Source organism: Fibrobacter sp. UBA4309 (assembly GCF_002395745.1).
GTDB lineage: Bacteria > Fibrobacterota > Fibrobacteria > Fibrobacterales > Fibrobacteraceae > Fibrobacter.
In genome coordinates, this window is the sequence record NZ_DGUN01000001.1 from 21,262 (window position 1) to 44,880 (window position 23,619).

Here is a 23,619-nt window from a genome sequence, read left to right on the forward strand (position 1 = left end):
TCCCAAAAGCCAATTTTTCCATAAAATGGCACAAATTGACATTTGAATTTTTTTATTTTCTACTCCGAAAACAAAAAACAAAAAGGATCAAATATGGCTTATTTGAATAAAGTGATGCTCATTGGCAATATTGGTAAGGACCCCGAAGTACGCATGAGCCAAACCGGCGGACGCAAGCGTGTCTCGTTCTCGCTTGCAACTAGCCGCCGCTACCGCGACAACAACGGTGAACAGAAGGAACAGACCGACTGGCACAACATTATCGGTTGGGGCAAGATTGCCGACATCGTCGAACAGCTCGGCATCCGCAAGGGCATGAGCCTCTACGTGGAAGGCACCCTCACCAACCGCAGCTGGACCGACCAGAACGGCCAAAAGCGCTACACGACCGAAGTGAACATGGACACGTTCCAACTCCTGACCCCGCGCGGCCAGGGCGGAGCTCCGTCTGCAGGCGGATTCAACCAGGGTAACAGCTACAGCCAGTCCAACAACTTTAGTCAGCCCCAGAATGGCGGTGCATATGACGCCCCCATGCCCGAGGGTGACGACGACCTCCCGTTCTAGCCTATGAATCCGAGCGTCGCAGAAATTGCCCTAATGTATGTGCTCCCTCTCGGGATCACGTTCATCACGATTCTCCAGTCGGCATCTGCCGAATACCGCTACCAGAAACTTACGGGAGCCCTGTTCTCGTTCCTGATAGTTGTCATGGACTGTCTTTTCTATTTCACGAAGAACTCGTTCATCAGCTACAACACGGACGGCGGACTTCTGCTCGCTTTCGCTAGCATGTTCTTCTTCGGACTGCTGTATGTCGTCCGGAGCTACGACCGTGCCGAAAAATGCGCGAACATCATGTTCTCCATTTTCATGCTTGCGGCATTTGTCGGAATCGCCTACTGGGAACGCCCGACACTCCTGGTCGCATCCGATTTCACTCCCGAAGAAATCGCCGCGCAGAACGCGAAGTACCAGGACTACATCGAATCATTCCAGAACGGCGGAAATGGCGGCACCTGGAAATCCGCTCCCAGGGCAGTCAAATCTTCCAACGGAACCGTTGTCAACATGCCGGGAGAAAAGCCCATCATGTCGTCAGCCGCCAAGGGACGCCTGGACCGCTATATCGACGAGACGAACAAGGTTATCGCACGCATGCACGAAATCATGGCAGCCATCGACAGCTACGAACCCATCGCACCGAGCATTTCCGATGCAGAGCGCGAACAGCGTGGCAGCCAGGCACTCGCCATCAACAACAATGCGACAGCGCTCAACAAGAAGGCCCTCGGGCTCTTCCATCCGCATGAATCCAGCGAGGCCCACTCCGAGCTGATCCAGGCGACAGAAAGCCTCCGTCTGGCGGCATATTCGCTGTATACCTACTCCCTGCAAGAAGATACCGAGGAGCAGATGAACCAGTACAAGCAGTCCCGCAGCCAGATTGCCCAAACAAAAATTTATCTGGAACGTTTCAGAAACGACATCCAGAACCTGATTTCAAACTATCAACCTCAACAAGAAGAAAATTAAAGGTTAAACTATGATTCGCAACGTAGCCATCATGGGCGCAACCGGCGCCGTGGGCCAAGAAATCCTCTCCATCCTCGAAGAGCGCAACTTCCCGCTGCAGAGCCTCAAGCTCCTCGCTTCTGAACGCAGCGCAGGCAAGGAATTCAAGTTCAAGGGCGAAACCCTCAAGTGCGAAGTCCTGAACAAGGATTCCTTCAAGGGTATCGACCTGGTGCTCAGCTCCGCCGGTGCCGCGATTTCCCAGGAATTCGCCCCCATCGCCGTCGAGAACGGCGCCGTGGTGGTCGACAACACGAGCTTCTTCCGCATGGACCCGAAGGTCCCGCTGGTCGTGCCCGAAGTGAACCCCGAAGACATCAAGCTCTACAAGGCTGAAAACGGCGGCAAGGGCATTATCGCAAACCCGAACTGCACGACCATCATGATGGTTGTCGTCTTGAACCCGATCGAGAAGATTTCTCACATCAAGAAGATTCACATTTCTTCTTACCAGAGCGCGAGCGGCGCAGGTGCCATCGCCATGGAAGAGCTCAAGCAGCAGTACAAGGACATCATCGAGACGGGTTCCACCACGCACATCAGCAAGTTCCCGTTCCAGCTCGCGTACAACGTGATTCCGCAGATCGACAAGATGACGGAAAACGACTACACGAAGGAAGAAATGAAGATGTTCAACGAAACGCGCAAGATCATGCACTCCGACGTGCGTACGAGCGCTACCTGCGTGCGCGTGAGCTCGCTGCGTTCCCACTCCGAATCCGTGTGGTTCGAGACCGAGCGCCCGGTTTCCGTCGAAGAAATCCGCAATGCCTTGAAGAACGCCCCGGGCGTGACCCTCAAGGACGACCCGCAGAACTATGTGTACCCCATGCCGCTCGAAAGCGCCGGCAAGGACAACATCTTCGTGGGCCGTATCCGCAAGGACCTCGCCGACGACAACAGCAACACGCTGTGGCTCACCGGTGACCAGATCCGCAAGGGCGCCGCTTTGAACGCTGTTCAAATTGGCGAGATCTTGGCCAAGGGTGTGTAATTAAAGATGTCATCCCCGCGAAGGCGGGGATCTTCTATTACAAGCATCAAAAAGCCGTCCTTTGCGGGACGGCTTTTTTAACACCTAATACAGCATCATCTGTCGCGTACGCAACGAATCGGCAAGCAGGTTTCCCGGACTGTTAAAAATCTTATATCCTCCGAAAGAGTATAAGAAGAATGCCACATTTCATACGTGCCAAATACCGTTCTCAGAACAGCCCGCTTTCCATATTTTAAATATCTTGCACTATCTCCCTTTTCAAGATAACCCGTAGGCAACAGGTTTAGTCCAGAGGCATTTGTACCAGAATAGTTGACATCATTAGGTAATCCACTATAATCAAATATCCAATGCTGTGTAGAGGTCCAATCATAGGCTGACGGATAGGTTTCTTGCAAAATTTTAATGTCGGCACTATCCGGAATATGCCAGCCCTCCATGCAAAGGTTATCTGAATCGTACTGGCAATAATACCGTCCGTAAGTAGCACAGGAATCCCCATCTTCAAAGAATTCTGTCGAATCTTGGAACACACAGTAACTGGAATCGACCTTGCGTTTCAAATTCTCCGCCATCCATTCCGTATCGCCAATCTTTACCGTTCGGTATACACTTCCATCCCTAGAATCAACAACTTCACCGTCAGACTGTGCAGGATCATCCTTTACGCAGCGAACGACAGTTGCAAGAACTGATACCGGATAATCGTACCCTCGCCACAAGGTATCCAACTCGCCCCGATATCCGTACATTTCCACCGTTGAAGAAAAGAAACCATAGAACCCCGTATCGGGATAAATATAATGTTCTTTTTCATAACTGGACGAAAACATTGTGTTCAGTATTTCATCCATGCGATTCAACTCATACATCGACGGAATATGCCAGCCGGAAGGGCACACCCCTTGAACAAGGTGACCGTTGAAACTTCCCAGCATCGCAGTCCCGAACCGATAACGGCAGCGAGTAGAATCCTTGTTGCAGTTCACCCAAACTATAGTATCCGGGTAACTCGGATCCGAACCCGTGTAGCGCAAGCCCTCAGCCATTATCGTATAATCACCGATAGGTTCTGTCCGGTACGTCCTTCCGTCGCGTGGGTCTGTCATTGTGCCATATTCAATTTCTACATCGCCTTCTTCATATTCTTTGATACAGCGCGTATAGACTTCGTCATATTGCGACACTATCGCGAAATCGGCACTAGGTCCCTGATCAAATACCACGCGATAAGGAGCAAATCCAGACGTTCTTGACGATGTTTCAAATTTCGTTCCCTTACCTAACTGGATATATGTATCTTCGTAATAATCTCCATAACCACGATGCCCCCTATATCCACCCGGCAAAACATTAAATCCATACTTGTCTACACCATTCGAATTGTCTTCCCAACCGGTCTTTGACTTCAGGTAATAACCGGCACTGTCGGCACCACCAATGGACTCGAACATGCTTTCCCAATCTTCCTTGGAAGGCTCATACCATCCATCCGGGCACCAAGACGACATAGACCCGTATTTTTCGCAATTAGCCTCATCATCGTCATAGCAAAGGGACCCGATATAAATATTTTCGGCCATCCAGATTTTGCCATCCAACTTGACAGTCTTGTATGTGCGACCCGTGCGAAGGTCTGTCATGGTATTTTTAATCTTGTCGTAAGTCGCGCCGTTAGAAGAACTCGAACGTCCCTCTTGCGAAGAACTGGAATTTGATTTTGTCGAAGAACTTGATTTGTCCTTCGAAGAACTGGAATTATCGTCGTCATCCGAGGAACTAGACTTTACATAGCCTTCTGGACGCTCAGCAAATTCATCGTCATCGTCGGAACCGAGCAGGTCGCATCCAGAAACGACCATGCAGAAAAACGCTGCCGGCAGCAGCAAAGACCTTAAACCCCAAAAATTCTTCATATCGTTATCTCCCCAACTGGTCAGGGTTCAGACACTTGAGTTCGTCCACAACGAACAGGCCGTCCTTGCGGATGAGCTTGTCGTCGAACCAAATTTCGCCGCCGCCGTATTCCGGGCGCATGATGAGCACCAAGTCCCAGTGGATGGCGCTCGCGTTGCCGTTGGGGGCGTCCTCGTAGCAGCGGCCCGGCGTAAAGTGGATACTCCCCTTGATTTTTTCGTCAAAAAGAATGTCGCACATGGGAGCGTCCACATATGGGTTGAAGCCGATAGCGAACTCGCCCACGTAGCGTGCGCCCTCGTCGGTATTAAACAAAGCTTCAAGCGCCTTCGGGTCGCCGGTTTCGCAACTAGCATCCACAATCTTACCGTCCTTGAAGGTCAGGCGTAAGTTGCTGAAGAACTTGCCCTCATAAAGCGTCGGGGTGTTGTAATGGATGACGCCGTTCACGCTATTACGCACCGGGGCGGTATAGACTTCGCCGTCGGGGATGTTCATGTTGCCGCAGCACGGCACCGCGGGGATGCCCTTGATGCTAAACGTAAGGTCGGTATCGGCAGCCACCAAGCGCACCTTGTCGGTCCTGTTCATCAAATCCACCAGGTGGCTCGCCGCCTTGTTCATCTTGGGGTAATCGGCAAGGCATGCCTTGAAGTAGAAGTCCTCGAACGCCTCGGTGCTCATCTTCGCGCCCTGCGCCATGGAGGGGTTCGGCCAGCGGAGTACGCACCAGCGCGTTTCGTTTACGCGGTAGTTGAGCACGTCCTCATTGAGCGTGCGGAACAAAAACATCTTTTCGTCATCGATGTCGCAGTTTTCCATAGCGTTATCGGCACCGCGGATAGCGATATAGGCCTGCATCTGCTTCATTTCGTCGAGGTCGAGCTTCGCGCGGAGTTCCAGCGCCTGCTTTGTGGCGGACTTTATCCATTCGCGGCGTACGCGACTGTTCGAATTGCGTACAAAAGCGTTCCCGCCCGCTTTCACCACCGCCTTTACGAGCTCCGTGGAGATTTCGTCGGGAGTGTCGGTCGTCTCGATCAAAATATTCTCGCCCGCCTTCAAGGCGATGGCGTTGTTAATCAAATTTTCTGCAAGTTGCGTAACACGGATGTCTTTCATTTTAGCCTTCTTTAATTTTGTTCAAAGCAATAATAACATTTTAAAAGCGCCATGGCAAAAAATTCGCCATGACGCAGGAATTTTCTCGACAAAGGATATTATTCAGCCCACAGAATCATTCCGTGAACGTGAAGGGGATCGTCACCACGGTATTGCCCGACTTCACCTTGTTGAATCTCCAGCGGCTCACGGCATGCTTCACGGCCTCGTCAAATTCCGCATAATCCGTCGTTGAAGAGACTATGGTGATGCTCACAATCTCGCCGCCTGGGGCAATGCTAAACCGGAGCGTTACCTTCCCCTGGAATCCGCGTTTCTTTTTGAGAAACATGTTGTACACATGCCGCAGCCCAGGAGTCCGATTGCGAACCACCTTCATGATGTCGGCCGCGGAACGTCCCGCGCTTGCCGACCCCACGTCGATATCCCTTTCGGATGGAGCTTTCATGCGGCCCTTCAACGCCTTGCTCGTTCCCGGAGCGTCCGGCCCTCTCAAGTCATCAAAGAAACCGCCAATGCCCCCGCTTCCGCCGGCAGCGTAACCTTCGTTAAAGCCACCCTCCACCTTCCCGCGCAGCTCGCCAATCTTGGTTTTGCCCGTGGTCTGCAAACCGCTGGTGTTCTTGAGCACCTTCTCGATATCCTTGGCGAACGTCTGCTTGACGAGGTCATAGGTCATCGCGCTTGCATTGTGCGTTTGGGCGGTCAGCATCTTGAGCACACTCTTGTTCAATTCGGCATGTTTTTTGCCCTGGCCCTTTTGCTTTCCGCCGCCACCCGCCTTTTTGCTGGGGTACGGATCCACGATTTTCTTCTTCTCCTTTTCGACTTTTTTCTCCTTTCGTTCAATGACGTTCAACGTAGCCTTCATTTCGTCGTTTGACGAATGTTCAAAAATGACATCGTCTATCACGACCTCGTATGCCGCAGCCCAAAAGCAGAGCATTAGCGCCACAAGCAAGGCTACGCCCGCAATGGCACCCATCTTCTTGTCGGAATCCGGCAAAAGCGAGGCGATAAACGCGTCCATGTTTTTTTGTGTCTGTTTCATGATTTTATCCTCCATCCCGCAAGGGACTATTTATGGTTTAGTTTGTATGTATTTTGTTTTTGGGTAATAGGGGAACAACAGTTCCATAGAGGAACTTTTCGACGCATGCTAGAATACAGCGAAGAACGAGGCTTACGCGGCAAGCCTACAACAAGTTTTTTTCATGTCTAAAGGAATCAACCGGGACGTCGTGGCATTAGACGCTCAGTAATGTACACCAAACAGATTTTTTCATAATTCACCCCTTGGTTAAGTCATAGAGCGGAATTATCTCCCATCGGTTTTAAAATATAAAGAAGATTCCGTTTGGATTCATGCGCATCGGTAAACAAAAATTCATCATCCGCTATGTAAATTTTACGTACAAAATAACTTATTGACCAAAGCCTTGTATTTATTGGGTTCGCGTTCAAAAAATCCCCCGTTTTAAACTACCTGACTTTACAAAAAATCATTCCAAATTAGAAGTATCCTCCTCTTGCGGGCCCAGGGCGCCTTTAACGGAGCATTTTTGACAAAGCCCATAACCAAACACTCAAAAGCTTATTTATATTTTCGGCATTATGAAGCTTTTACAGACCCCTCCCGACCTGAACAAGATTGCTCGCCCGAACTGGATTGAAATCAACCTAGACGCCCTCTGCAACAACATCCAATTTATCCGCAGCCAGATTCCTGCGAACACCAAGATCCTTTTGCCCGTCAAGGCCGATTCTTACGGCCACGGGAGCCTCGCCTGCTCGTTTGCCGCGAAGTTCGGCGGAGCCGACTACCTGGGTGTGGCCCACATCAGCGAAGGCATGCTGCTCCGCCAGTACGGCATGGACTTGCCTATCCTGGTACTCGGCCCCTGCACACCCGCCGATTTCGCCTACTTCGTCGAGTTCCAGCTGACCGCCGCCATCACCGACATCCGTACCGCCATGGCGTTCGACCAGTTCCTGCGCGATACGGGAACCACCTGCAAGGCGCACCTCGCCATCGACACGGGCATGAACCGCTACGGCTTCGACGCCGAGGACTTCAACAACATCCGTGCGGCACTCAGCCTCAAGAACCTGCGTTTCGAAGGAATGTTCACGCACCTCGCCACGGCCGACATGCCGGGGAACCCAAAAACCGATATACAGATCCAGCGTTTCACGCGCCTTGTGGACGTACTGGAGGCCGAAGGGCTCCGTCCCGAAATCTGCCACTGCAGTAGCTCCGCCGGTACGCTCACGCGCCCCGAGAGCCATTTTGACATGGTGCGCCCGGGACTTGCGCTCTACGGCTACAACTGCATGGGGGCGGCTCCGTCCCCGTGGCCCATCAAGCCCGTCATGAAAATCAAGAGCACCATCCGTCACATCCACGACGTGAAGCCCGGCGAGACGGTGAGCTACGGCGGTTACTGGATGGCTCAGCAGCCCACACGCATCGCCACCATCGCCATCGGTTACGGCGACGGCTACCTGCGCGGCGAGTATAACAAGGGATTCGTCTTTATCCGCGGGCAGCTGTGCCCGATTCTCGGGCGCGTATGCATGGACGCGACGATGGTCGACGTGAGCCACATCCCCGACGTACAGGTCGGCGAAACGGTGGACGTTGTGAACGGTGAACTGGACTTCCGCATCTCGATGGAAAGCGTCGCCGACGACCACCATACCATCCCGTACGAACTCACGAGCCGCGTGGCACGCCGCCTGTACCGCAAGTACTACTGGAAGAACCGCCTGGTGCGCTGGGACTACCTGCGCCAGGAATTCGGCGTGCAGGACTACAAGGAATTCCCGCTCCGCTAATCGCGGACCCCGCAGATGCGGGCTACCCCCTATACAGATCGTGATCGATGATGTAGTCGTAAACCGAAGGCTCCAGGCCTTCCGGGCGTACGTTCCGATTTTTCAATAGGGACCTGCGGATTTCGGTACTGGAATACTTGCCGTCGAATCCGCTTTCCGGGCCTACCCAATGCAGAGGAGCATAGCCGTGGGCATTGTGCTGTTCCTCGTCGGGTTTTCCATAGCCCTTGCGCGCAAAGACAATCAGCTCGAAATCGCGCAGCAGCAAGTGCCCGTTATAGTTCGTCCCGAAAAAATGGAGGGGGTCGCGCCAATGCGGAATTCCCTCATAAGTATCTGCCCCCGTCAAAAGGCGGAAGTTCACGTCGGGGAAGTTTTCGCGCAATTCGCACAGGAACACATAGGAACCGCGAAAGTCGCCCTTATTGATTTCCATATCCGAAAGCACCAGGCGCGGGTCGCCTTCCATGGCAAGTTCCAACATGGCAAAGCGGTCTTCCGGGCTTGCGTTGAGAGCCTTGTCCCAACGATCCGGACTAGGCATGAACCACACCTCGTCGCATAATCCCCTATCCAGGCACGTCTTGGCAACAGTCAGATGGTCCTTGTGTACCGGGTCGAATGCACCGCCGAGAACGGCCACATTCATTCTTCTATTAGAAAACATACGTAGCAAAACCAATATTAAACTGCAGGCGGCTACCCGAGACCTTCTTGTCGGCGAAGGGATCGTAATGGCTCAAGACCCAGCGGTAGCTTACTTCTCCGAAAAGCATCGCCTTGCCGAAAAAATGCAGAAGCGAACCGAAGCCTGCACCCCATTCGTTCCAGGCGACGTCACCCAGGTCGCTCAATTCCTTGACACGCGAATAGTTGCCGACCAGATAGAACTGTCCCAGCAAATGGATGCCCAGCTCTATGTCGAAATCGGAATGTTCCACTTCGTAATCGTCACCGTTGTCCGCATTTTCCTTGAAATCAAAGAAACCGTAACCGACACGGGCGAAACCCAGCCCGGGCAGCCACACGCCAAGCATCGGTTCAATCTGGCGAAGGCCGAGACCGCGTTCCGTGCCCACGCCCGTACCGGAACCGAAGCCGAGGGAAGCGCCCAAAAAGAGCGGCGTACGGATGGCGTTCAAGTCGGAAGCCGATTCGCCCTGGGCAAACAACGGAGCCAGAAGGATTCCCAAAACCAGGACCAGGATTTTTTTCGCACCCATGAACTTTTCACCTCACTTAAAACTACAGGACGACAATCAACGCTATACCGAGACCCAGCAGGGCGTTGAGCAAGGCGTCCACCTTGGTAAGCATATAAAATTTTTTCGACACATCGCCCACGCGCAACACATGAACAAGCAGCAAATCCGAACAATAGAGCGTAAAAACGAGCTTTGCGGCCACAAACGCGATTATCCAGAGCGCCAGCCCCGAAAAATACGTAAGGCCGACGAACACAAGCGAAAGCAACAACGACAGGATAAAATTGGAGCGACGCACCATGTTTTCGTGGGAGTCTGTCTCGGCCGCCATTTTCTTGAACTCCTGCGTTTTTTCGCACACTGTCGCATAACTCGCGATAAATTCCGAAATATTGTACCCCATCATAATCAGGGACGCCACCAGAGTCATCTTAATAGCAATATCCATAGCCTAATCCCTTGAATTCAAAATTCGCAAATAACTCGCATAGCGAGCTGCAGAAATACGTCCAGATTCGACCGCGGCGCGCACGGTACAGCCGGCCTCCTTCAAATGCAGGCAGTTGCTGTACTTGCAGGTAAACAGGTCATCTTCAAAAAATCCCGGAAAAATCTTCGCCAGGGTTTCCGCATCCATGTCGTCTTCGCGATCCAGCCCGATGCTGCGAATCCCCGGAGTATCGATAACGTAGCCGCCACCCGGAAAATCGAACAGGCTCGAAGAGGTCGTCGTATGACGTCCCTTGCCGTCGCGTTCGCGAACCGCCCCCGTTTCGAGCGCCGCCCCGGGAACAAGCGCGTTCACCAGGGTCGACTTGCCCACCCCGCTCTGTCCGCTGAACACGGAAGACTTGCCCCGGAGTTCATCACGGAGCCTCTCGAGGCCTACGCCTGTCTTGACACTCACGGGAATCACCTTGTCCACGATACTCATGAAATCACGGATATCGTCGTTCAGATCGGCTTCGCCGTTCGGGAGAAGGTCCATCTTAGTCAGCACAAGCACGAACGGCAAGTTGTTCAGATTTGCCGCCAGCAAAAAACGATCCATGAAACCATAATTGAATTCAGGCTGCGTCACGCTAGCGACAATCACCACCTGGTCAATGTTCGCGGCCAGCGTCAGCTTGCGACGAAAACTGTCTCGCGGTCCGGGGCGTTTGAGTTCACTTTTTCGCGGAAGCACACGCACCACGCAATACTTCTGCGAACCCACGCCTTCCCCGCTATCTTCGGCGTCGTTCACCTGTCCCAGAAGCACGCGGTCGCCTACCGCCGGAAACTCCCCCAGGGCCTTCGACGTCGTCGCGCGGTACATGGCGGTAACAGTATTAGACGAAAGGCCGCTTCGCTGGTAGACGATAGACGATAGAGAATTTCTTTCGTCTAAACGGACTTCGCAGGTGCGGCGGTGCACTTCGACCACCATCCCCTCGACACAATCCTTTTCATCGATCTTTTCCAGGGGATCCTTGATTTTCTTGATACGGGGATTCTTGAATTCGCGGCTGAAACGTTCCTTGACAGGGCGTTCGTCAACAACGCCCGACTCCATTTCGCGAAGCACGTCTATACGCCTGCTGCGGTGATCGCGGCGGGTCGGCCTTACGCGACGGAGCGGTTCCGGTTCGTCATCGAATTCGTTATTTAGCATCTTTCCTGCAATTTAGAAAATCGGGCAAGGTCTTTTCGAGTTCCTCTTCTGTGACAGGCCTGTTCTGACGAATCGATTCCATCAAGAAATGGATAGCCTTGAGCCTGCCGTTGCACTTTTCGATGCAGTTGTCGTAAAAGCCCTTCGTTTTATAGTCACCTTCGTTGATATGCTCCGACGCATACAGGAAATGTTCCACGCAGATGGAAAGCTGTTCCGCTTCTGCGCGCAGGTCTACCAGATTACTCTTTGTAAAAAAAGGCATAAGATAAATGTAGCAATTAACTCAGCTTTAATTCTTTTGCATATATGGCCTGGCGTCTACAATTCCCTTGCCCCTGACACAACGGACATACGCACCTGTACGTTTTAATTGCGAAGTATTGTTGTAATCATCATCTTTAGAATTACGATAGATGATTACAGCATACGCATTGTCTTTTATAACGGAATTATGCGTTCCGGTAAGAAGGAAGCGTACTTCATAGCCGACGGCCTTATATTCACCCTTATCGCTCCGGTAGCCTCCCGGCAAAGCAGAGAAACCGGTGATATTGTTATATTCCGTACTCTGGAGGCTATCCCATATGGCGATATCGCGGGTCGTATATCTCCAGTCATAGGTGCCGCACAGTCGACCAGAGAACAACCAAAGAGAACTGAACTCGTCTGCCGTCGGCACATGCCAACCTTCTGGGCAGATTCCCTGATACCATTCGAAATTCTTGATAGCGCTATCGTTATAGGCATCGGGCAAGTCCAGCGCCCCGGACCAATCGTAAAGACGTCCAAATTTATCGCAATACATCTTGTCGTTATTGTAGCACCAGGTATGTCCAGCAAGGTTCGGGTATTTCACAGAATCGACATAGTTCAGGCTTTTCGCAAAGAATTCGTTCATGCCGATGGTTACCGTCGGATACACGGTTCCGTCACGCGGATCGGTAAAGGAACCTTCCATTGGCAAGTCTTCCAGCTCGATTTCCGGTTCATTTTCCCGATAGCAAGTTCCGCTCAAGCAATAGACATAGCCATCTATTTCCGATACATAATGCGTCTGTCGAGGTTTGCAATTATGATCCGTACCGTAGCATCCGCGTTTTTTCAAGGAATCTATTGTCGGGAACGTATCGGCCATTGCCTTATGCGCAGAATCCAGGTAGTCCGTTATATTGTATCTCGTAATGGCACTGGAATCGTTTATGGTAAACAGCTTGTCTACTTGAATGCAACCATCCAGTGCAATTGCCTTATTAACCGGGACCTTTACGTAATTGATCTTATCCACTTCGTTCTTGGTGAAGTAAAGCACAAACGTCTCCACGGACGTATTGCTGATATTATTCTTTCTATACCGGTCCATTTCTTCCAGAGTGAAACGTACGCTATACCAGCCATTTTCGTTTAGGCTATCCGCAAGAAAAATCCTGTTCGTTATAACCGAATAAATAGTTCCCGAGCCACTGCCACCGATAAACCCATAGTGCATTTCGGCATAGACATTCCCTGTCGGTTGCACATCGCTTCTGAAGTTTGCATACAGGTAGTGCACGGAATCCAAGTCGTCGAGACAAATCTTGTCGACATACAGCAACGTATCTTTCGCAGAGAGCGTTTCTTTCCACTTGCTACCGGCATTAGAACTGCTAGATTCCGTCTTGCCGCTCGACTTGGCCGAGTCACTGGATTTGGCAGAACTGTCGGATTTTCCCGAGCTGCTGGATTCTTCTGTATTTCCCGATTCCGAAGAATCTTCGGTTCCGTCGGAAAGCGGAACGATAACGGGGGCCTGATTTTCTTCCCACCCCGAAGAGCTGTCATCACCGCATGCGCCTAGGAGCAGCATTGCGGGCAATAAAAAAAATGCTATTTTATTCATTGCGAATCCCGTGTTCTAGTATCTCGAGAAAATATACAAAAAAGGTCCAGCAAGATGTCTTTCGCCTTAATCAAGATGACCCGCCCGATAAACATCGTCATCGCCTTGGTGACCCTTGCCATCGGCTATCACCTGCTATCGGCATTGCCCGTATCCAACCAAGGAATGCGGGTTGGAATCAACTGGATTTCTCTTGTTTTGCAGGCTCTGGGTTTTACGTTTGCCATTGCCTTTGCAAACATCCAGAACGATATTCTCGACCTCGATAGCGACAAGCTAAACCGCCCGGAACGTCCGCTCGTGAGCGGCAAGGTATCGGTCACGGCGGCGCGGAGGGCGTGGATTATCTTGCTCGTTCTTGCCATAGCGAGCGGACTTGCCGACAGCCTTATCTCCAAGACCAACTGGACCGCAAGCATTTTCTTTGTTCTTCTTTCAGGAGTACTAATAGCCTACAACAAGTGGCTCAAGCACATTCCTCTCCTTAAGAACATGACTGTCGCCTTCCTGTGCGCAACCCCGCTGCTTCTATGCTTTGTATACCCTACCGGTATCCGCGAAACAGAAGATTTTGCTCTGGAAATTTCTGACAAGATCGGATTCCTCTACCCTGCTATTTTGTTCGCTTTTTTACTAACAACCGCTCGTGAAATCTACAAGGATCTGGAAGACGAAACGGGAGACCTCAAGGCCGGCATCATGACATTCCCGCTAATTGCAGGAGCCCCTACCGCCAGGCGTTTGGCCGCATTCATCTGCATTTTCAGTTGGGCCATATTGCCGCTTCCCGTTGTGCAGGGATACTACCCGACGATGTTCCTGATTATCACCGGGGTCGTATTTACCCCGACGATTCTCGCCATCCTGATTTTTGCGCACAGGAAAAATTACCGCAGGGCACAAAAACTCGTAAAGGTCGCCATGTTCGCAGGGCTCGCCGCCCTGGTCGTCAGTTGCTAAGCCTAAAGGTTATACCTGGCTGAAGGTCCACTTGACGTGGTCCAGCATAAATTCATGTGCATCGAAAACCAGACCGAACTGGTCCTTGATTCGGCTGACGTCGAAAAGCATCGGGTCGTCGGACCAGCCAAGGTCCTTTTCCACGATTTTGGATTTGCAGCCGGGTTTCTGGGCAATCATCATCTCGGCAATTTCCTTCCAGCTCATCCAGACTTCGCCCAAGCCGAGGAAGATTTCCTCGTTCTTTTCGGATTCCAGCACCTTCAGGTAGAGTTCTGCCTGCTGGCTAGCATGGATAAACTGGGTACCGTCGTTCTTGACGATATGGATATCGCGGTCTTCCTTGACGGCCAACGCCATCTCGAAGAAGCGGCGGTCCGGCTGGGAACACCCGTCAGGGAACGCCGGATTGCCGAACGTGTAGCCCGGACGGATAATGTTGCGCTGCATCTTGACTTCGGGGAACTGGCTGCCGTAGCCGTGCGTAAAGCCAAGCACAAAGGCCTCTCCCGCCGCCTTGGTGGCACCATAAAGGTCCATCGGGAGGTTACTCGTGACTTCGCGCATGGAAGGGCGCATGCGGCCCATAGCCGCGGTGCTGCTGGTGTAGATGAACTTCTGGCAACCAGCCTTCGCCGCCATTTCAAGCAGCTTGACGGTCGCACGGGTGTCGTTCATGAGCATTGCCGAAGGCGTATCGCCCCAACCAAGGGCAATATGGATACAGGCGTCGCAGCCGACAAGGCCCTCGCCCATCTTGTCGAAGTCCGTAAGCGAAGCTTCTACAAAACTGACTTTGGGCTGACTACGCAACGAAGGAACCTTATTGGGGTGTCTCGTGGCAATGACGACCTCGTGGTTCGCTTCCAGGAGCGACTTGACCACATAATGCCCAATAAAACCAGTTCCGCCTGTAACAAAAACACGCATGGATACCTCCCATCTAGTACATAAAAATATAAACAATACGGAGCAGGCAAAACAACCCCAAAAACATGCTCAGCATGCTTTTTACTACATTATCCGCAAAGGTTTTATTCTAAAGAGGTTGTTATGTCTCGTCTTCGCGTGCTTGTACTGATGGGCGGACCGTCCACCGAACACGATGTTTCCGTTGTAAGCGGCACAGGAGTTGTCCGTGCCATGAACCCGGAACGCTACAATATCCACCCTGTGCTTATCGACAAGGACGGAACCTGGCACTGGTCCGCCCGTGAACTTTCCCCCTACCAGAAGGACAACTTCTCGGTGAACTACTTCAGGAGCCTCGAAGGTTCGGCTGCCTGCACCAAGAAGAACCCCGCCCTTTCCGAACTCCCGGCCGCAGACATCGCCTTTTTGGCCCTCCACGGCAAATGGGGCGAAGACGGCCATATCCAGGCCCTGCTCGAAAACTGGGGCATTCCCTATACCGGATGCGGCCTTCTGGCATCGGCCCTCGCCATGGACAAGATCAAGTCCAAGGAAATCTACAGGGCCAACGGCATCCCGACGCCGCCCTACCGCGTCATCTGGAAGCACAGTTTTACAGGCGATACGCTCGTGAGCGTCGCCGACGAACTCGGATTCCCGCTGGTCATCAAGGATCCGCTGGGAGGTTCCTCTATTGGTATCGGCATCGCGAAAGACATGGACGAAGCCGGCAAGATTGTGCAGGACCTGTTCAAGGATTCGAACCGCCTGCTCTGCGAAAAGTTCATTGCCGGCGGTGAAGCCAGCTGCGGCTATATCGAAGACGAAAAGCCGCTCCCGCCCACCGAAATGCGCATGACGACCCGCGAATACTTCGACTTCGAGGCCAAGTACAACGGCGAATGCCAGGAAGTGACCCCAGCGGAATTCGCACCGGAACTCACAGCCCGCATCCAGGAACTCGTGAAGAACGCCCACTACGCCCTGGGCGGTGCAGGTTACAGCCGTACCGACGTCCGCATCACGAAGGACGGGGAGCTGTTCGCCATCGAGACGAATACGCTGCCGGGCATGACCCCGACCTCGCTCCTGCCACAGCAGGCCGCCTGCAACGGCATTACCTACAGCCAGCTCATCGACATGATTATCGACAAGAGCATCGCGATCAAGAGGTAATTCGGAAAAAAGTTACTAGTTAATTCGCCCTTCGGGCTAGTTACTAGATTGGGGCACCTGCGGTGCAGTTATTAGTTACTAGTTAGTAGTTACTAGATTATCTTATATCAAGAAGTTCCTTGAAATCTGCGACACTAGTAACTCAGAACTCAGAACTAGTAACTCTTATTGGAACTCAGAACAAGTAACTCCTAATGGAACTCAGAACTATGATCCTGGACCTCTATGTAGATACTTCACGGAAGGGCGTCTCCATGGCGATTGCTTCGGCGGACCGTTACGAGGAGTCCGTGAATCCCGAAGCCCGCGGCGAGACGCTCGGTGGCACGCTCGACGACCTGCTGAAACGCATGGGAGCGACTCTCGACGACGTGAAGCGCGTAATGGTAACGCTCGGGCCCGGCTCCTTCAGCGGACTTAGGACGGGCGTTGCTTTCTGCCAGGGCATCTGCTTTAGCGGCAAGCGGAACCTTTACGGTGTCACGACTCTGCAGGCCCTGCAGCAGTTCGCCGGGCCCGAGACAGCCTCTACGGCAGTCGTGATACGTGCCCGTAACGGTTACTGGTACATGCGCCTGGACGGCAAGGAATATTTTATCGAGACTGCCGAAGTCGTCGAAAAAGTCAAGGCGGCAAACATCGTCAAGGTCGTCGCCGACGATTCCGCCATGGCCGACGCAGCGCTCCAGGCCCTCTTTGCCGACAGCCATGTCGAAGTCATCAAGGACACCGACCAGAAGCTTCAGGCTTGGGCTCCGCTTTTCGATACCGTCAAGCCGTCGCTCATCCAGGAAGCAAACTACATCCAGCCGTCATACTTCGAAAAACTGTCCAAGTAATTTCAAGATGCCCGTCCGCGAAATGAAAGAAAGCGATTTGCCCGAAGTTCTCGCTATCCAGCGGGAACTTGCATTTCAGGACTGGAAAGAACCGCAGTTCGTCTCTGAAATAAAGGCCGACTACGCCCTCGCCGTAGTATACGAAAGCGATACGGATTCCGCAGAAATTCTCGGATACGCCATATTCCACCTCATGGGGCCCGACTCGGAACTTCTGTCCATCGCCACAAAAAGAAACACGCAGCGAAAAGGAATCGGCACCTCGCTTATCCAGGCCGGATTCCAGAAGCTTTCTGCCGGCGATTCCTTATTTCTCGAAGTCCGTGAAAACAACGCAAATGCCCGCCATTTTTACGAACGTCATGGTTTCGAGCCATTCTCCATCCGCAAGAACTACTACAGCGACGGCGAAACAGCTATCTTATACAAGAAGAATTTGTGATGAAGGCATCTGCCCAAGACTAGGAGATTAATTTGTCAAGAATCCTCATGAAAGACCGGAACATCCGCAAGAATCACAAGAAGCTGTTCGGCATTCTCGCCGGCATCGCGGTGTTTCTCGTAATCATTTTCTATGTTGCCCTCACCCGGAGCGGCCACTGGCTCATTCAGGAAGATTCATTCAAGCATGTCAAATGGGCCGTAATTCTAGACGGGCAGACAGCCGACCTCGAGCGTAATGATTTTGCGGCAACGCTGATGGCAGAAGGCAAGATCGACTCCATCATCATCCTTGGGAGAAGGGTTTACCGCACCAAGAGCAATGCGGACTACTACGCCGAAGACTTCATGCAGCTAGGGAAATTTGACGAAGGCGCCGTATTCCTCGCCCGCCACGACGACCCTTCGACCATCAGCGAAGCATACACTATCATTCCCTGGCTAAAGCTGCACAAGATCGATACGGTGCTCCTCATAACGGCGGCACCAGCCACCAAGCGTGCCGTTCGCATTTTCCAGACGCTTTCAGGCGAAACTCCCGTCTACATTTCTGCGGACATTCACCACCATCAGTATTATGCCGATTCCTGGTTTTTCAACAGGGAATCGCGCAAGAACTGGCTCCATGAATGGGCGGCATTGGCCCATTCCCATTGGGACCTCATGGGCAAGGACACCCTCGATGCCGCCGATTCCACATACGAGAAAAAGATCCGTTCGTTGGCAAGCGAAGCCGAAGACGAGCCGTTTATCGACCTACAGCAGCTTCAGCAAAAAATAAGCACGGCCGACACGACATCAAAGGACACGGCCGCAGCAACCGTGACCGAGCCGGATTCCACAAAAAAAGACACTACAAACAATTCAGCAAAGCAAGAACAGCCGTAAGCGGGGCATTCCAGTTGATTGCCGTTTCGTTGCTCGCAAACGAGCAACGTTCATCCGTATAGGCAAAGCCTGGCAATTCGCTTGAATAGTGCGGTTTGCGGTGCATATCCTGACGGTCGTTGTTGATACCGCCTACCAGCAGGCCCGGGACCGGGTCGACGACACCGTCGGCATGGCTAATCCGGTGATGCGGGAACCTCGGGGAACTCCATGCGGCTCCCGTAACAAAGCAGACGTTCAACGGATTGCGACCGTAAATGAAATCGACGAGCTCCTTTGCTCCCGCCCTGAAGCGGACATCACGAGTCCAGCTATAGGCGACCATCAGCGTCAACGCATGGTTGGCAATTTCCCCGTTGCTTCCCCATATGAATCGGCGTATGGAAATGGCGTAGGCGTCGTCCTTCTGCAAATTCAGGATGGACTCGGCGGCTTCCGCTATCCGGATCCTGGCCTTTTCACGGAATTCCTTCGCCACGGGGCCTTCATCATCGTTCAGCGCAAGCGCAATCCAGCCCAGGTTCTGCGTATCGCGCCAATCCAGACTGAGCTGCACCGGATTCCTGTCCATATCGGCAGGGAGTTCCGCAACGATATCGCCTGCAAGGGCACTTCCGTCACGGAGTTCGCGGAAAAGCATCGCCCGCGCCCAGAAGAACTCGTCATCGTAGCGTTCGTCGCCATAGCCGCCGCTCCCTTCGGTATTCCGCGGCCAGCCGACATCGGGATTCTGGAGCGCCCACTCGTAGGCGCGAATGCTTGCCGCAAGGCAATTTTCGGCAAAAGCCTCGCTAGCGGCCCCGCCAGCCATCTTGAAAACGTGATGGGCCTGCGCCAACGCTCCTGCAAAATTGAGCGTCGATGTCGTCGATTTTCCCATGATAAAGCGTTTTTGCATCACGTCGGAATCTTCGGGCATCATGAAGCCGTCCCAATGGCCAGGCGTCACCTTGAAAAAAACGCCACCGTCGCTGTCCTGCATGCGCAGGAAGAACTCCAGTTCAAAGCGGATTTCGTCAAGAAGGCTGCAGGGCTGTTCAAAGGTCGGCACAAAGCCATCACCGCCCATGATTCCCACCGCAGAGGGGCACATCTCGCATGCGAGCAGGAGCGTTGCGACGCTCACGCCGCCATTCACGATGTACTTGCCGTAATCTCCGGCATCGTACCACCCGCCATGGGCATTCCACACACCAGGGCGATTCATCATGGAATGGAAAGCCAGGTCATTGTCCGCATGCGCAGCAGGCCTCGCCCATTTCCCGGCATATTCCGTCGGGAGTTCCACGCCACTCCGCTGGAAATAGAAAGACTTGATATTGGCACGCAGTTCCCGCAGGAACAATTTATCCGAAATCTCGAAAGCGTGCGATTCCTTTACGACCTCGCCCGAAACAAGCACAAGAATCCTGTACGTTCCTGGCACCGTCAGAGCTGAAAAATCGCCCTCGTATATGGTTTCCGCCGTGTAATCACAGTTACCGCGAATCAAGAGCGTGCCTTCCAGGGCTACAGCCCCATCCATACCGACAATGCGGAAGCCGAACTGCGCCGGAGCCTGCATCGTGGCCGGATCCGCGGCAAAAAAGAAGACTTTCCGCTCGTTGACGCCATAACCCACGTGGTTATAGCGGATGGCATACTCAAGTTTACAATCCATGTCATAAGAATAAATATTTACAAGGAAAATCAGTGCTTTTTTATAAAAAATCTGTTTACAAATGTGTCCTATCTTCCCAAATAAACGAAAAAAAGCAGGGGGTCAAAAAAAGGGGAAAACACGCCCCCGAATATTGCTAGATTTATTTATATGAAAAAAGCTCTCATCATCATCGCCATTGTCATTGCCGCACTGATCATCCTGGTCTTTGCCTCCCTGAAATTAGCTCCGGGCTACGTCAAGGACTACGTCGTAGCCCACTCCGAAGAATTCATTGGCCGCAAGGTCGTCATTGAATCCGTGGACTTGAACCCGTTCACCTTCACCGTGAACGTCGACAACTTCGCCCTGCTCGAACAAGATGGCACCACACCCTTCGTCTCCTTCGAGAAGTTCCGCATCAACATCGACCCGCTCAAGATAGTGACGAAGACCGCCGCCGTGAGCGAAATCTACATGAAAGGCCTCTATGTCCACGTGACCCAGAACGGCGACAAGTTCAACTTTAGCGACATCCTGGATTTCCTCGCCAAGTCGGACTCCGCTGCTACGGATTCCGTGGCGAAGGATACCGCCGCCACAGATACCGGCATGGTAAACGCCGCCGAAATCGCAAAGGGCCTCCCCGTCAATATTTCTGTCAAGAACATCCTGTTCGAAAACGGGAACATCATCTACGAAGACAAGAAAATCGATTCCAAGATCCACCTGAAGGACTTCGGTGTAGGCATCCCGGCCGTATACCTGAGCAACAAGCAGACCGATGTAGGCGTAAACCTCAAGTTCGCCGATGGCGGCGACCTCGCCGTAAAGGTGACCGTCAACGCGGCCACGAACGACTTCAAGGTGAACGTGGGCCTCAAGGACTTCGCTCTCGCCGCCGGTAAGCCCTACCTGAACGACTTTATCGCGTACAAGGACTTTAACGGCAGCGTTTCCACCGACATCGATGTTGAAGGCAACCTCGGCGACATCCTCTCGAGCAACGTCAGCGGCACCGTTTCTGTTGACAGCATCGTGCTGACAGAAAAGAGCGGCAAGACCATCGGCGTCAAGCACGTCGGCGTCGGCATCGGAAAAGTCAACCTGAACAAGAACCAGTTCCACGTAGATTCCGTCATTGTCGACGGAGCCTACGCCCACCTGGACCTGTACAAGGACGGCAAGACGAACATCGACGTTTTGCTCGCCCCGCTCATGAAAAACAGCGCTCCCGCAACCGACAGCGGCACAACGGAAGAACCGAAACAAGAAGCCGGCACCGAAGAAGCGAAGGTCGCCCCGGCCAAGAAGCTGGACGCCAAGATCGGCACCCTGCTCGTACAAAACACGAAGGTGAGCGCAAACGACCAGACCATTACCAAGCCATTCAACTACACGGTCAGCGGCATTACCGTCAAGGGTTCAAACATCAATCTCAACACCCCGTGCACCGTCAACGTCTCGGCATCGTTCCCCGATGGCGGCAACCTTTCCCTGAAGTACAAGGGCGCATTGAGCGACATCGGTACGATGGACGCCTATGTCAGCGTGAAGAACCTCGCCCTGAAGCATTTTAGCAACTACAGCCTGCATTACACAGGCTATCCGCTGAGTGCCGGCACCATGGCCTTCGCCAGCGAGAACAAGATCAAGGACTTCAATCTCGACAGCAAGAACACCATCGACATCTACAACATCGATGTCGGCGACAAGGACGACAGCGTCGATCCCGAATATACGGTCCCGATGAAGGTGGGCCTTTACATCTTGAAGGACAAGGACGACAAGATCCAGTTTGACGTACCCGTGCAGGGCAACATGAAGGATCCCGAATTCTCCATCATCAAGATTGTCTGGAAAACCGTGATGAACCTTATCATCAAGGTCGCCCTCTCCCCGCTCAAGATTGTCGGCAACGTAGCCTCGACCGGCGCCGGCATGGTCGGCATCGATCTCGGCAAGAACGACGAAGTGATCATCGACCCGATGAGCGCCACGTTCACGAGCGAACAATACACCAAGGCGAGCAAGATGACGGAAGCCTTGACCAAGGACCCGAAACTCGCACTCAAGTTCGTGCAGTACTACAACCCCAAGAAGACCGTCAACGAATACAAGACGCACAAGCTGAAGACGGACTTCTACAAGAAAACGCAGCAAAAGGAAACCCTGACCGAGCTGGACGAACGCGCCATCCTCGAAATCAAGGACAGCGATGACGCCTTCAAGGCGTTCGTCAAAGAAAACGAAGCCGCCATCGACGTGAAGGCCATGCGCAAGGAACTTTCTACCCTGGCCGACAAGCGCAACCAGGATTTGCTGAAGGTACTGCAGCAGCAAAAGGGCGTCACCAAGAAGAACGTCAAGGTCATCACCGCCCCTGCGGACGGCCTCGCCAAATATAGAGGCAAGGCCATGTACAAGGTGACCGTCGACGTGCAATAAAAATTCTAAATTTGGGCGCATGAGTGAAGAACTGTGTGCTAATCTTTCCCTGAAGGTTCAGGAGGCCGCGAAGGCCCCGAAATACAGGGGTGCCATTTTCCAGATCGAGGCCGACGAAAAAGGCCTCGCCCTTGTCGACGTGAAGGAATCTAGCCTGAAGGTCTACCTGATGATAGACCCTGACTCCGACAAGATTCTCGAAACGCGATTCTTCACCTACGGCGGGCCCATCTTTACGGCCCTCGCCGACACGTTCTGCAAGAAAATCCAGATGGAGACTGTCGAAGAGGCCTGCGCCATCACCGCCGAGAGCATCGAGCTTGAACTCCGTGACACCCCGGACATTCGAGCCATTCCCGAAAACGCTCCCGAAATCAAGCAGATGGACACGCTCATCAAGCGCATCCTCGAGACGTACCCCGAAAAGAAGGGAACGGCCATTCTCGTACGCGAGAAGATGGAGAGGATCAAGTACCGCACGCAGACGGCCGAAGGCCGCGCCGAGGCGGATGCCGAATGGAACGCGCTCGCGAAACACGAAAAGATCGAAAAAATCGAGGCCTGGTTGCACCAGTCCGTACGCGGCATGCTCCAGGGCGACGGCGGCGACGTGGAAATTCTCGACCTCACCGAAGACAACCGCCTCAAGATCCGCTACCAGGGGGCCTGCGCCGGTTGCGGTTCTGCCATGGGCGGAACGCTCTTCTACATCGAGGACGAACTCAAGAACAATGTTTATTACAACCTGATTGTGGAACCGGAAGACCCGCTCGACAACATCCCGCCTAACCCGAATTTGCCGGGTCTGGACGACAACAATCCGCCCCCGAGCCTTTTCTAGTAACTAGGAACTCAGAACTAGTAACTTCATTTCTATATTAAAGTTTGAAAACAACAAAGGAAACTCTATGTCCGAAGAACTCGTTTTGAAATTTGTCGATCCCGTGCCGATGCGCTACGGTGAAAACTCCCACCAGTCCGCTGTGTTCTACCGCGACCCGACCTGCACCGAAGCAAGCCTCGCCACCGCAAAGCAGCTCTGGGGCAAGGAACTTTCTTACAACAACATCGTCGACGCTGACGCCGCCCTCGAAATGGCCCGCGAATTCAGCGACGATAACGCGGTCGT

22 protein-coding genes and 1 pseudogene are annotated in these 23,619 nt (G+C 52.9%); 12 read left to right on the forward strand and 11 right to left on the reverse strand.

Annotated elements, in window-relative coordinates:
- Nucleotides 1-93 precede the first annotated feature (93 nt).
- From B3M32_RS00105 to B3M32_RS00115, 3 genes are read left to right on the forward strand one after another with little or no spacing between them, the layout of a single operon-like run.
- Nucleotides 94-567 carry a single-stranded DNA-binding protein gene (locus B3M32_RS00105; protein ID WP_290742033.1) on the forward strand — a complete coding sequence of 158 codons (474 nt, stop codon included), beginning with the start codon at nt 94-96 and terminating at the stop codon, nt 565-567.
- Nucleotides 568-570: 3 nt separating this feature from the next.
- Nucleotides 571-1,536, forward strand: a complete 966-nt coding sequence (locus B3M32_RS00110) for a hypothetical protein (protein ID WP_290742035.1) — start codon at nt 571-573, stop codon at nt 1,534-1,536.
- 10 nt (nt 1,537-1,546) lie between these two features.
- Nucleotides 1,547-2,569 carry an aspartate-semialdehyde dehydrogenase gene (locus B3M32_RS00115; RefSeq protein WP_290742037.1) on the forward strand — a complete coding sequence of 341 codons (1,023 nt, stop codon included), beginning with the start codon at nt 1,547-1,549 and terminating at the stop codon, nt 2,567-2,569.
- Between the two features lie 95 nt (nt 2,570-2,664).
- Here the strand turns inward: B3M32_RS00115 and B3M32_RS00120 are convergent, their stop codons facing one another.
- From B3M32_RS00120 to B3M32_RS00130, 3 genes are all read right to left on the reverse strand, one after another.
- Nucleotides 2,665-4,488 carry an FISUMP domain-containing protein gene (locus B3M32_RS00120; protein WP_290742041.1) on the reverse strand — a complete coding sequence of 608 codons (1,824 nt, stop codon included), beginning with the start codon at nt 4,486-4,488 and terminating at the stop codon, nt 2,665-2,667.
- 4 nt (nt 4,489-4,492) lie between these two features.
- Nucleotides 4,493-5,611 carry an aminopeptidase gene (locus B3M32_RS00125; RefSeq protein ID WP_290742044.1) on the reverse strand — a complete coding sequence of 373 codons (1,119 nt, stop codon included), beginning with the start codon at nt 5,609-5,611 and terminating at the stop codon, nt 4,493-4,495.
- 115 nt (nt 5,612-5,726) lie between these two features.
- On the reverse strand, nt 5,727-6,662 hold the full coding sequence (locus B3M32_RS00130) for an AgmX/PglI C-terminal domain-containing protein (protein ID WP_290742047.1): 936 nt from the start codon (nt 6,660-6,662) through the stop codon (nt 5,727-5,729).
- 563 nt (nt 6,663-7,225) lie between these two features.
- On the opposite strand from B3M32_RS00130, the gene alr reads away from it, so the two are divergent.
- Nucleotides 7,226-8,449 (forward strand): alanine racemase, encoded by a 1,224-nt coding sequence (gene alr / locus B3M32_RS00135; RefSeq protein ID WP_290742050.1) that lies wholly within the window; start codon nt 7,226-7,228, stop codon nt 8,447-8,449.
- Between the two features lie 22 nt (nt 8,450-8,471).
- On the opposite strand, the gene B3M32_RS00140 is transcribed toward alr, so the two are convergent.
- Genes B3M32_RS00140 through B3M32_RS00165 form a run of 6 tightly spaced genes read right to left on the reverse strand, consistent with a single transcriptional unit; the run spans nt 8,472 to nt 13,154 of the window.
- Complete coding sequence (locus B3M32_RS00140) at nt 8,472-9,116, reverse strand: nicotinate-nicotinamide nucleotide adenylyltransferase (RefSeq protein WP_290742053.1); 645 nt, start codon at nt 9,114-9,116, stop codon at nt 8,472-8,474.
- Nucleotides 9,106-9,672, reverse strand: a complete 567-nt coding sequence (locus B3M32_RS00145) for a hypothetical protein (protein WP_290742056.1) — start codon at nt 9,670-9,672, stop codon at nt 9,106-9,108. The genes B3M32_RS00140 and B3M32_RS00145 overlap by 11 nt, the downstream gene beginning before the upstream one ends.
- Before the next feature lie 22 nt (nt 9,673-9,694).
- On the reverse strand, nt 9,695-10,102 hold the full coding sequence (locus tag B3M32_RS00150) for a hypothetical protein (protein WP_290742059.1): 408 nt from the start codon (nt 10,100-10,102) through the stop codon (nt 9,695-9,697).
- 3 nt (nt 10,103-10,105) lie between these two features.
- The gene (rsgA, locus tag B3M32_RS00155; protein WP_290742062.1) at nt 10,106-11,308 is read right to left on the reverse strand and encodes a ribosome small subunit-dependent GTPase A; all 1,203 of its coding nucleotides are present in this window, start codon (nt 11,306-11,308) and stop codon (nt 10,106-10,108) included.
- Nucleotides 11,298-11,573, reverse strand: a complete 276-nt coding sequence (locus B3M32_RS00160; protein ID WP_290742065.1) for a hypothetical protein — start codon at nt 11,571-11,573, stop codon at nt 11,298-11,300. The genes rsgA and B3M32_RS00160 overlap by 11 nt, the downstream gene beginning before the upstream one ends.
- Nucleotides 11,574-11,600: 27 nt before the next feature.
- Entirely contained in the window at nt 11,601-13,154 is a 1,554-nt protein-coding gene (locus B3M32_RS00165) for an FISUMP domain-containing protein (protein ID WP_290742068.1), read from the reverse strand.
- Nucleotides 13,155-13,241: 87 nt separating this feature from the next.
- Between B3M32_RS00165 and B3M32_RS00170 the strand changes: the two genes are divergently transcribed.
- Nucleotides 13,242-14,147: a geranylgeranylglycerol-phosphate geranylgeranyltransferase gene (locus B3M32_RS00170; RefSeq protein ID WP_290742071.1), complete on the forward strand. Its 906-nt coding sequence runs from the start codon at nt 13,242-13,244 to the stop codon at nt 14,145-14,147.
- 9 nt (nt 14,148-14,156) lie between these two features.
- Here the strand turns inward: B3M32_RS00170 and B3M32_RS00175 are convergent, their stop codons facing one another.
- Nucleotides 14,157-15,077 (reverse strand): NAD-dependent epimerase/dehydratase family protein, encoded by a 921-nt coding sequence (locus B3M32_RS00175; protein WP_290742074.1) that lies wholly within the window; start codon nt 15,075-15,077, stop codon nt 14,157-14,159.
- 123 nt (nt 15,078-15,200) lie between these two features.
- Here B3M32_RS00175 and B3M32_RS00180 point away from each other — a divergent pair, with 123 nt between their 5' ends.
- The 4 genes from B3M32_RS00180 to B3M32_RS00195 all read left to right on the forward strand — a co-directional run bounded on the left by B3M32_RS00180 (nt 15,201) and on the right by B3M32_RS00195 (nt 18,403).
- A complete protein-coding gene (locus B3M32_RS00180; protein WP_290742077.1) occupies nt 15,201-16,235 on the forward strand; it encodes a D-alanine--D-alanine ligase family protein in 1,035 nt (344 codons plus the stop codon).
- Nucleotides 16,236-16,429: 194 nt separating this feature from the next.
- On the forward strand, nt 16,430-17,074 hold the full coding sequence (gene tsaB, locus B3M32_RS00185; protein WP_290742080.1) for a tRNA (adenosine(37)-N6)-threonylcarbamoyltransferase complex dimerization subunit type 1 TsaB: 645 nt from the start codon (nt 16,430-16,432) through the stop codon (nt 17,072-17,074).
- A 7-nt stretch (nt 17,075-17,081) separates the two neighbouring features.
- Nucleotides 17,082-17,516: a GNAT family N-acetyltransferase gene (locus B3M32_RS00190; protein ID WP_290742083.1), complete on the forward strand. Its 435-nt coding sequence runs from the start codon at nt 17,082-17,084 to the stop codon at nt 17,514-17,516.
- Nucleotides 17,517-17,548: 32 nt separating this feature from the next.
- A complete protein-coding gene (locus B3M32_RS00195; RefSeq protein ID WP_290742086.1) occupies nt 17,549-18,403 on the forward strand; it encodes a YdcF family protein in 855 nt (284 codons plus the stop codon).
- Here B3M32_RS00195 and B3M32_RS00200 read toward each other — a convergent pair.
- Complete coding sequence (locus B3M32_RS00200) at nt 18,369-20,063, reverse strand: glycoside hydrolase family 9 protein (protein WP_290742089.1); 1,695 nt, start codon at nt 20,061-20,063, stop codon at nt 18,369-18,371. The two genes, B3M32_RS00195 and B3M32_RS00200, sit on opposite strands and share 35 nt — an antisense overlap.
- 150 nt (nt 20,064-20,213) lie before the next feature.
- Here B3M32_RS00200 and B3M32_RS00205 point away from each other — a divergent pair, with 150 nt between their 5' ends.
- The 3 genes and pseudogenes from B3M32_RS00205 to B3M32_RS00215 form a co-directional block, all read left to right on the forward strand.
- The gene (locus B3M32_RS00205; protein WP_290742092.1) at nt 20,214-22,490 is read left to right on the forward strand and encodes a DUF748 domain-containing protein; all 2,277 of its coding nucleotides are present in this window, start codon (nt 20,214-20,216) and stop codon (nt 22,488-22,490) included.
- 19 nt (nt 22,491-22,509) lie between these two features.
- Complete coding sequence (locus B3M32_RS00210) at nt 22,510-23,331, forward strand: NifU family protein (RefSeq protein WP_290742095.1); 822 nt, start codon at nt 22,510-22,512, stop codon at nt 23,329-23,331.
- Between the two features lie 67 nt (nt 23,332-23,398).
- A pseudogene (locus B3M32_RS00215) lies at nt 23,399-23,619 on the forward strand (IMP cyclohydrolase); the annotation flags it as partial.

Bases quoted from the DNA above. Each gene is read 5' to 3' on its own strand.
- B3M32_RS00105 (WP_290742033.1), top strand. From the start codon at position 94: ATGGCTTATTTGAATAAAGTGATGCTCATTGGCAATATTGGTAAGGAC.
- B3M32_RS00110 (WP_290742035.1), top strand. From the start codon at position 571: ATGAATCCGAGCGTCGCAGAAATTGCCCTAATGTATGTGCTCCCTCTC.
- B3M32_RS00115 (WP_290742037.1), top strand. From the start codon at position 1,547: ATGATTCGCAACGTAGCCATCATGGGCGCAACCGGCGCCGTGGGCCAA.
- B3M32_RS00120 (WP_290742041.1), bottom strand. From the start codon at position 4,488: ATGAAGAATTTTTGGGGTTTAAGGTCTTTGCTGCTGCCGGCAGCGTTT.
- B3M32_RS00125 (WP_290742044.1), bottom strand. From the start codon at position 5,611: ATGAAAGACATCCGTGTTACGCAACTTGCAGAAAATTTGATTAACAAC.
- B3M32_RS00130 (WP_290742047.1), bottom strand. From the start codon at position 6,662: ATGAAACAGACACAAAAAAACATGGACGCGTTTATCGCCTCGCTTTTG.
- alr (WP_290742050.1), top strand. From the start codon at position 7,226: ATGAAGCTTTTACAGACCCCTCCCGACCTGAACAAGATTGCTCGCCCG.
- B3M32_RS00140 (WP_290742053.1), bottom strand. From the start codon at position 9,116: ATGTTTTCTAATAGAAGAATGAATGTGGCCGTTCTCGGCGGTGCATTC.
- B3M32_RS00145 (WP_290742056.1), bottom strand. From the start codon at position 9,672: ATGGGTGCGAAAAAAATCCTGGTCCTGGTTTTGGGAATCCTTCTGGCT.
- B3M32_RS00150 (WP_290742059.1), bottom strand. From the start codon at position 10,102: ATGGATATTGCTATTAAGATGACTCTGGTGGCGTCCCTGATTATGATG.
- rsgA (WP_290742062.1), bottom strand. From the start codon at position 11,308: ATGCTAAATAACGAATTCGATGACGAACCGGAACCGCTCCGTCGCGTA.
- B3M32_RS00160 (WP_290742065.1), bottom strand. From the start codon at position 11,573: ATGCCTTTTTTTACAAAGAGTAATCTGGTAGACCTGCGCGCAGAAGCG.
- B3M32_RS00165 (WP_290742068.1), bottom strand. From the start codon at position 13,154: ATGCTGCTCCTAGGCGCATGCGGTGATGACAGCTCTTCGGGGTGGGAA.
- B3M32_RS00170 (WP_290742071.1), top strand. From the start codon at position 13,242: ATGTCTTTCGCCTTAATCAAGATGACCCGCCCGATAAACATCGTCATC.
- B3M32_RS00175 (WP_290742074.1), bottom strand. From the start codon at position 15,077: ATGCGTGTTTTTGTTACAGGCGGAACTGGTTTTATTGGGCATTATGTG.
- B3M32_RS00180 (WP_290742077.1), top strand. From the start codon at position 15,201: ATGTCTCGTCTTCGCGTGCTTGTACTGATGGGCGGACCGTCCACCGAA.
- tsaB (WP_290742080.1), top strand. From the start codon at position 16,430: ATGGAACTCAGAACTATGATCCTGGACCTCTATGTAGATACTTCACGG.
- B3M32_RS00190 (WP_290742083.1), top strand. From the start codon at position 17,082: ATGCCCGTCCGCGAAATGAAAGAAAGCGATTTGCCCGAAGTTCTCGCT.
- B3M32_RS00200 (WP_290742089.1), bottom strand. From the start codon at position 20,063: ATGGATTGTAAACTTGAGTATGCCATCCGCTATAACCACGTGGGTTAT.
- B3M32_RS00205 (WP_290742092.1), top strand. From the start codon at position 20,214: ATGAAAAAAGCTCTCATCATCATCGCCATTGTCATTGCCGCACTGATC.
- B3M32_RS00210 (WP_290742095.1), top strand. From the start codon at position 22,510: ATGAGTGAAGAACTGTGTGCTAATCTTTCCCTGAAGGTTCAGGAGGCC.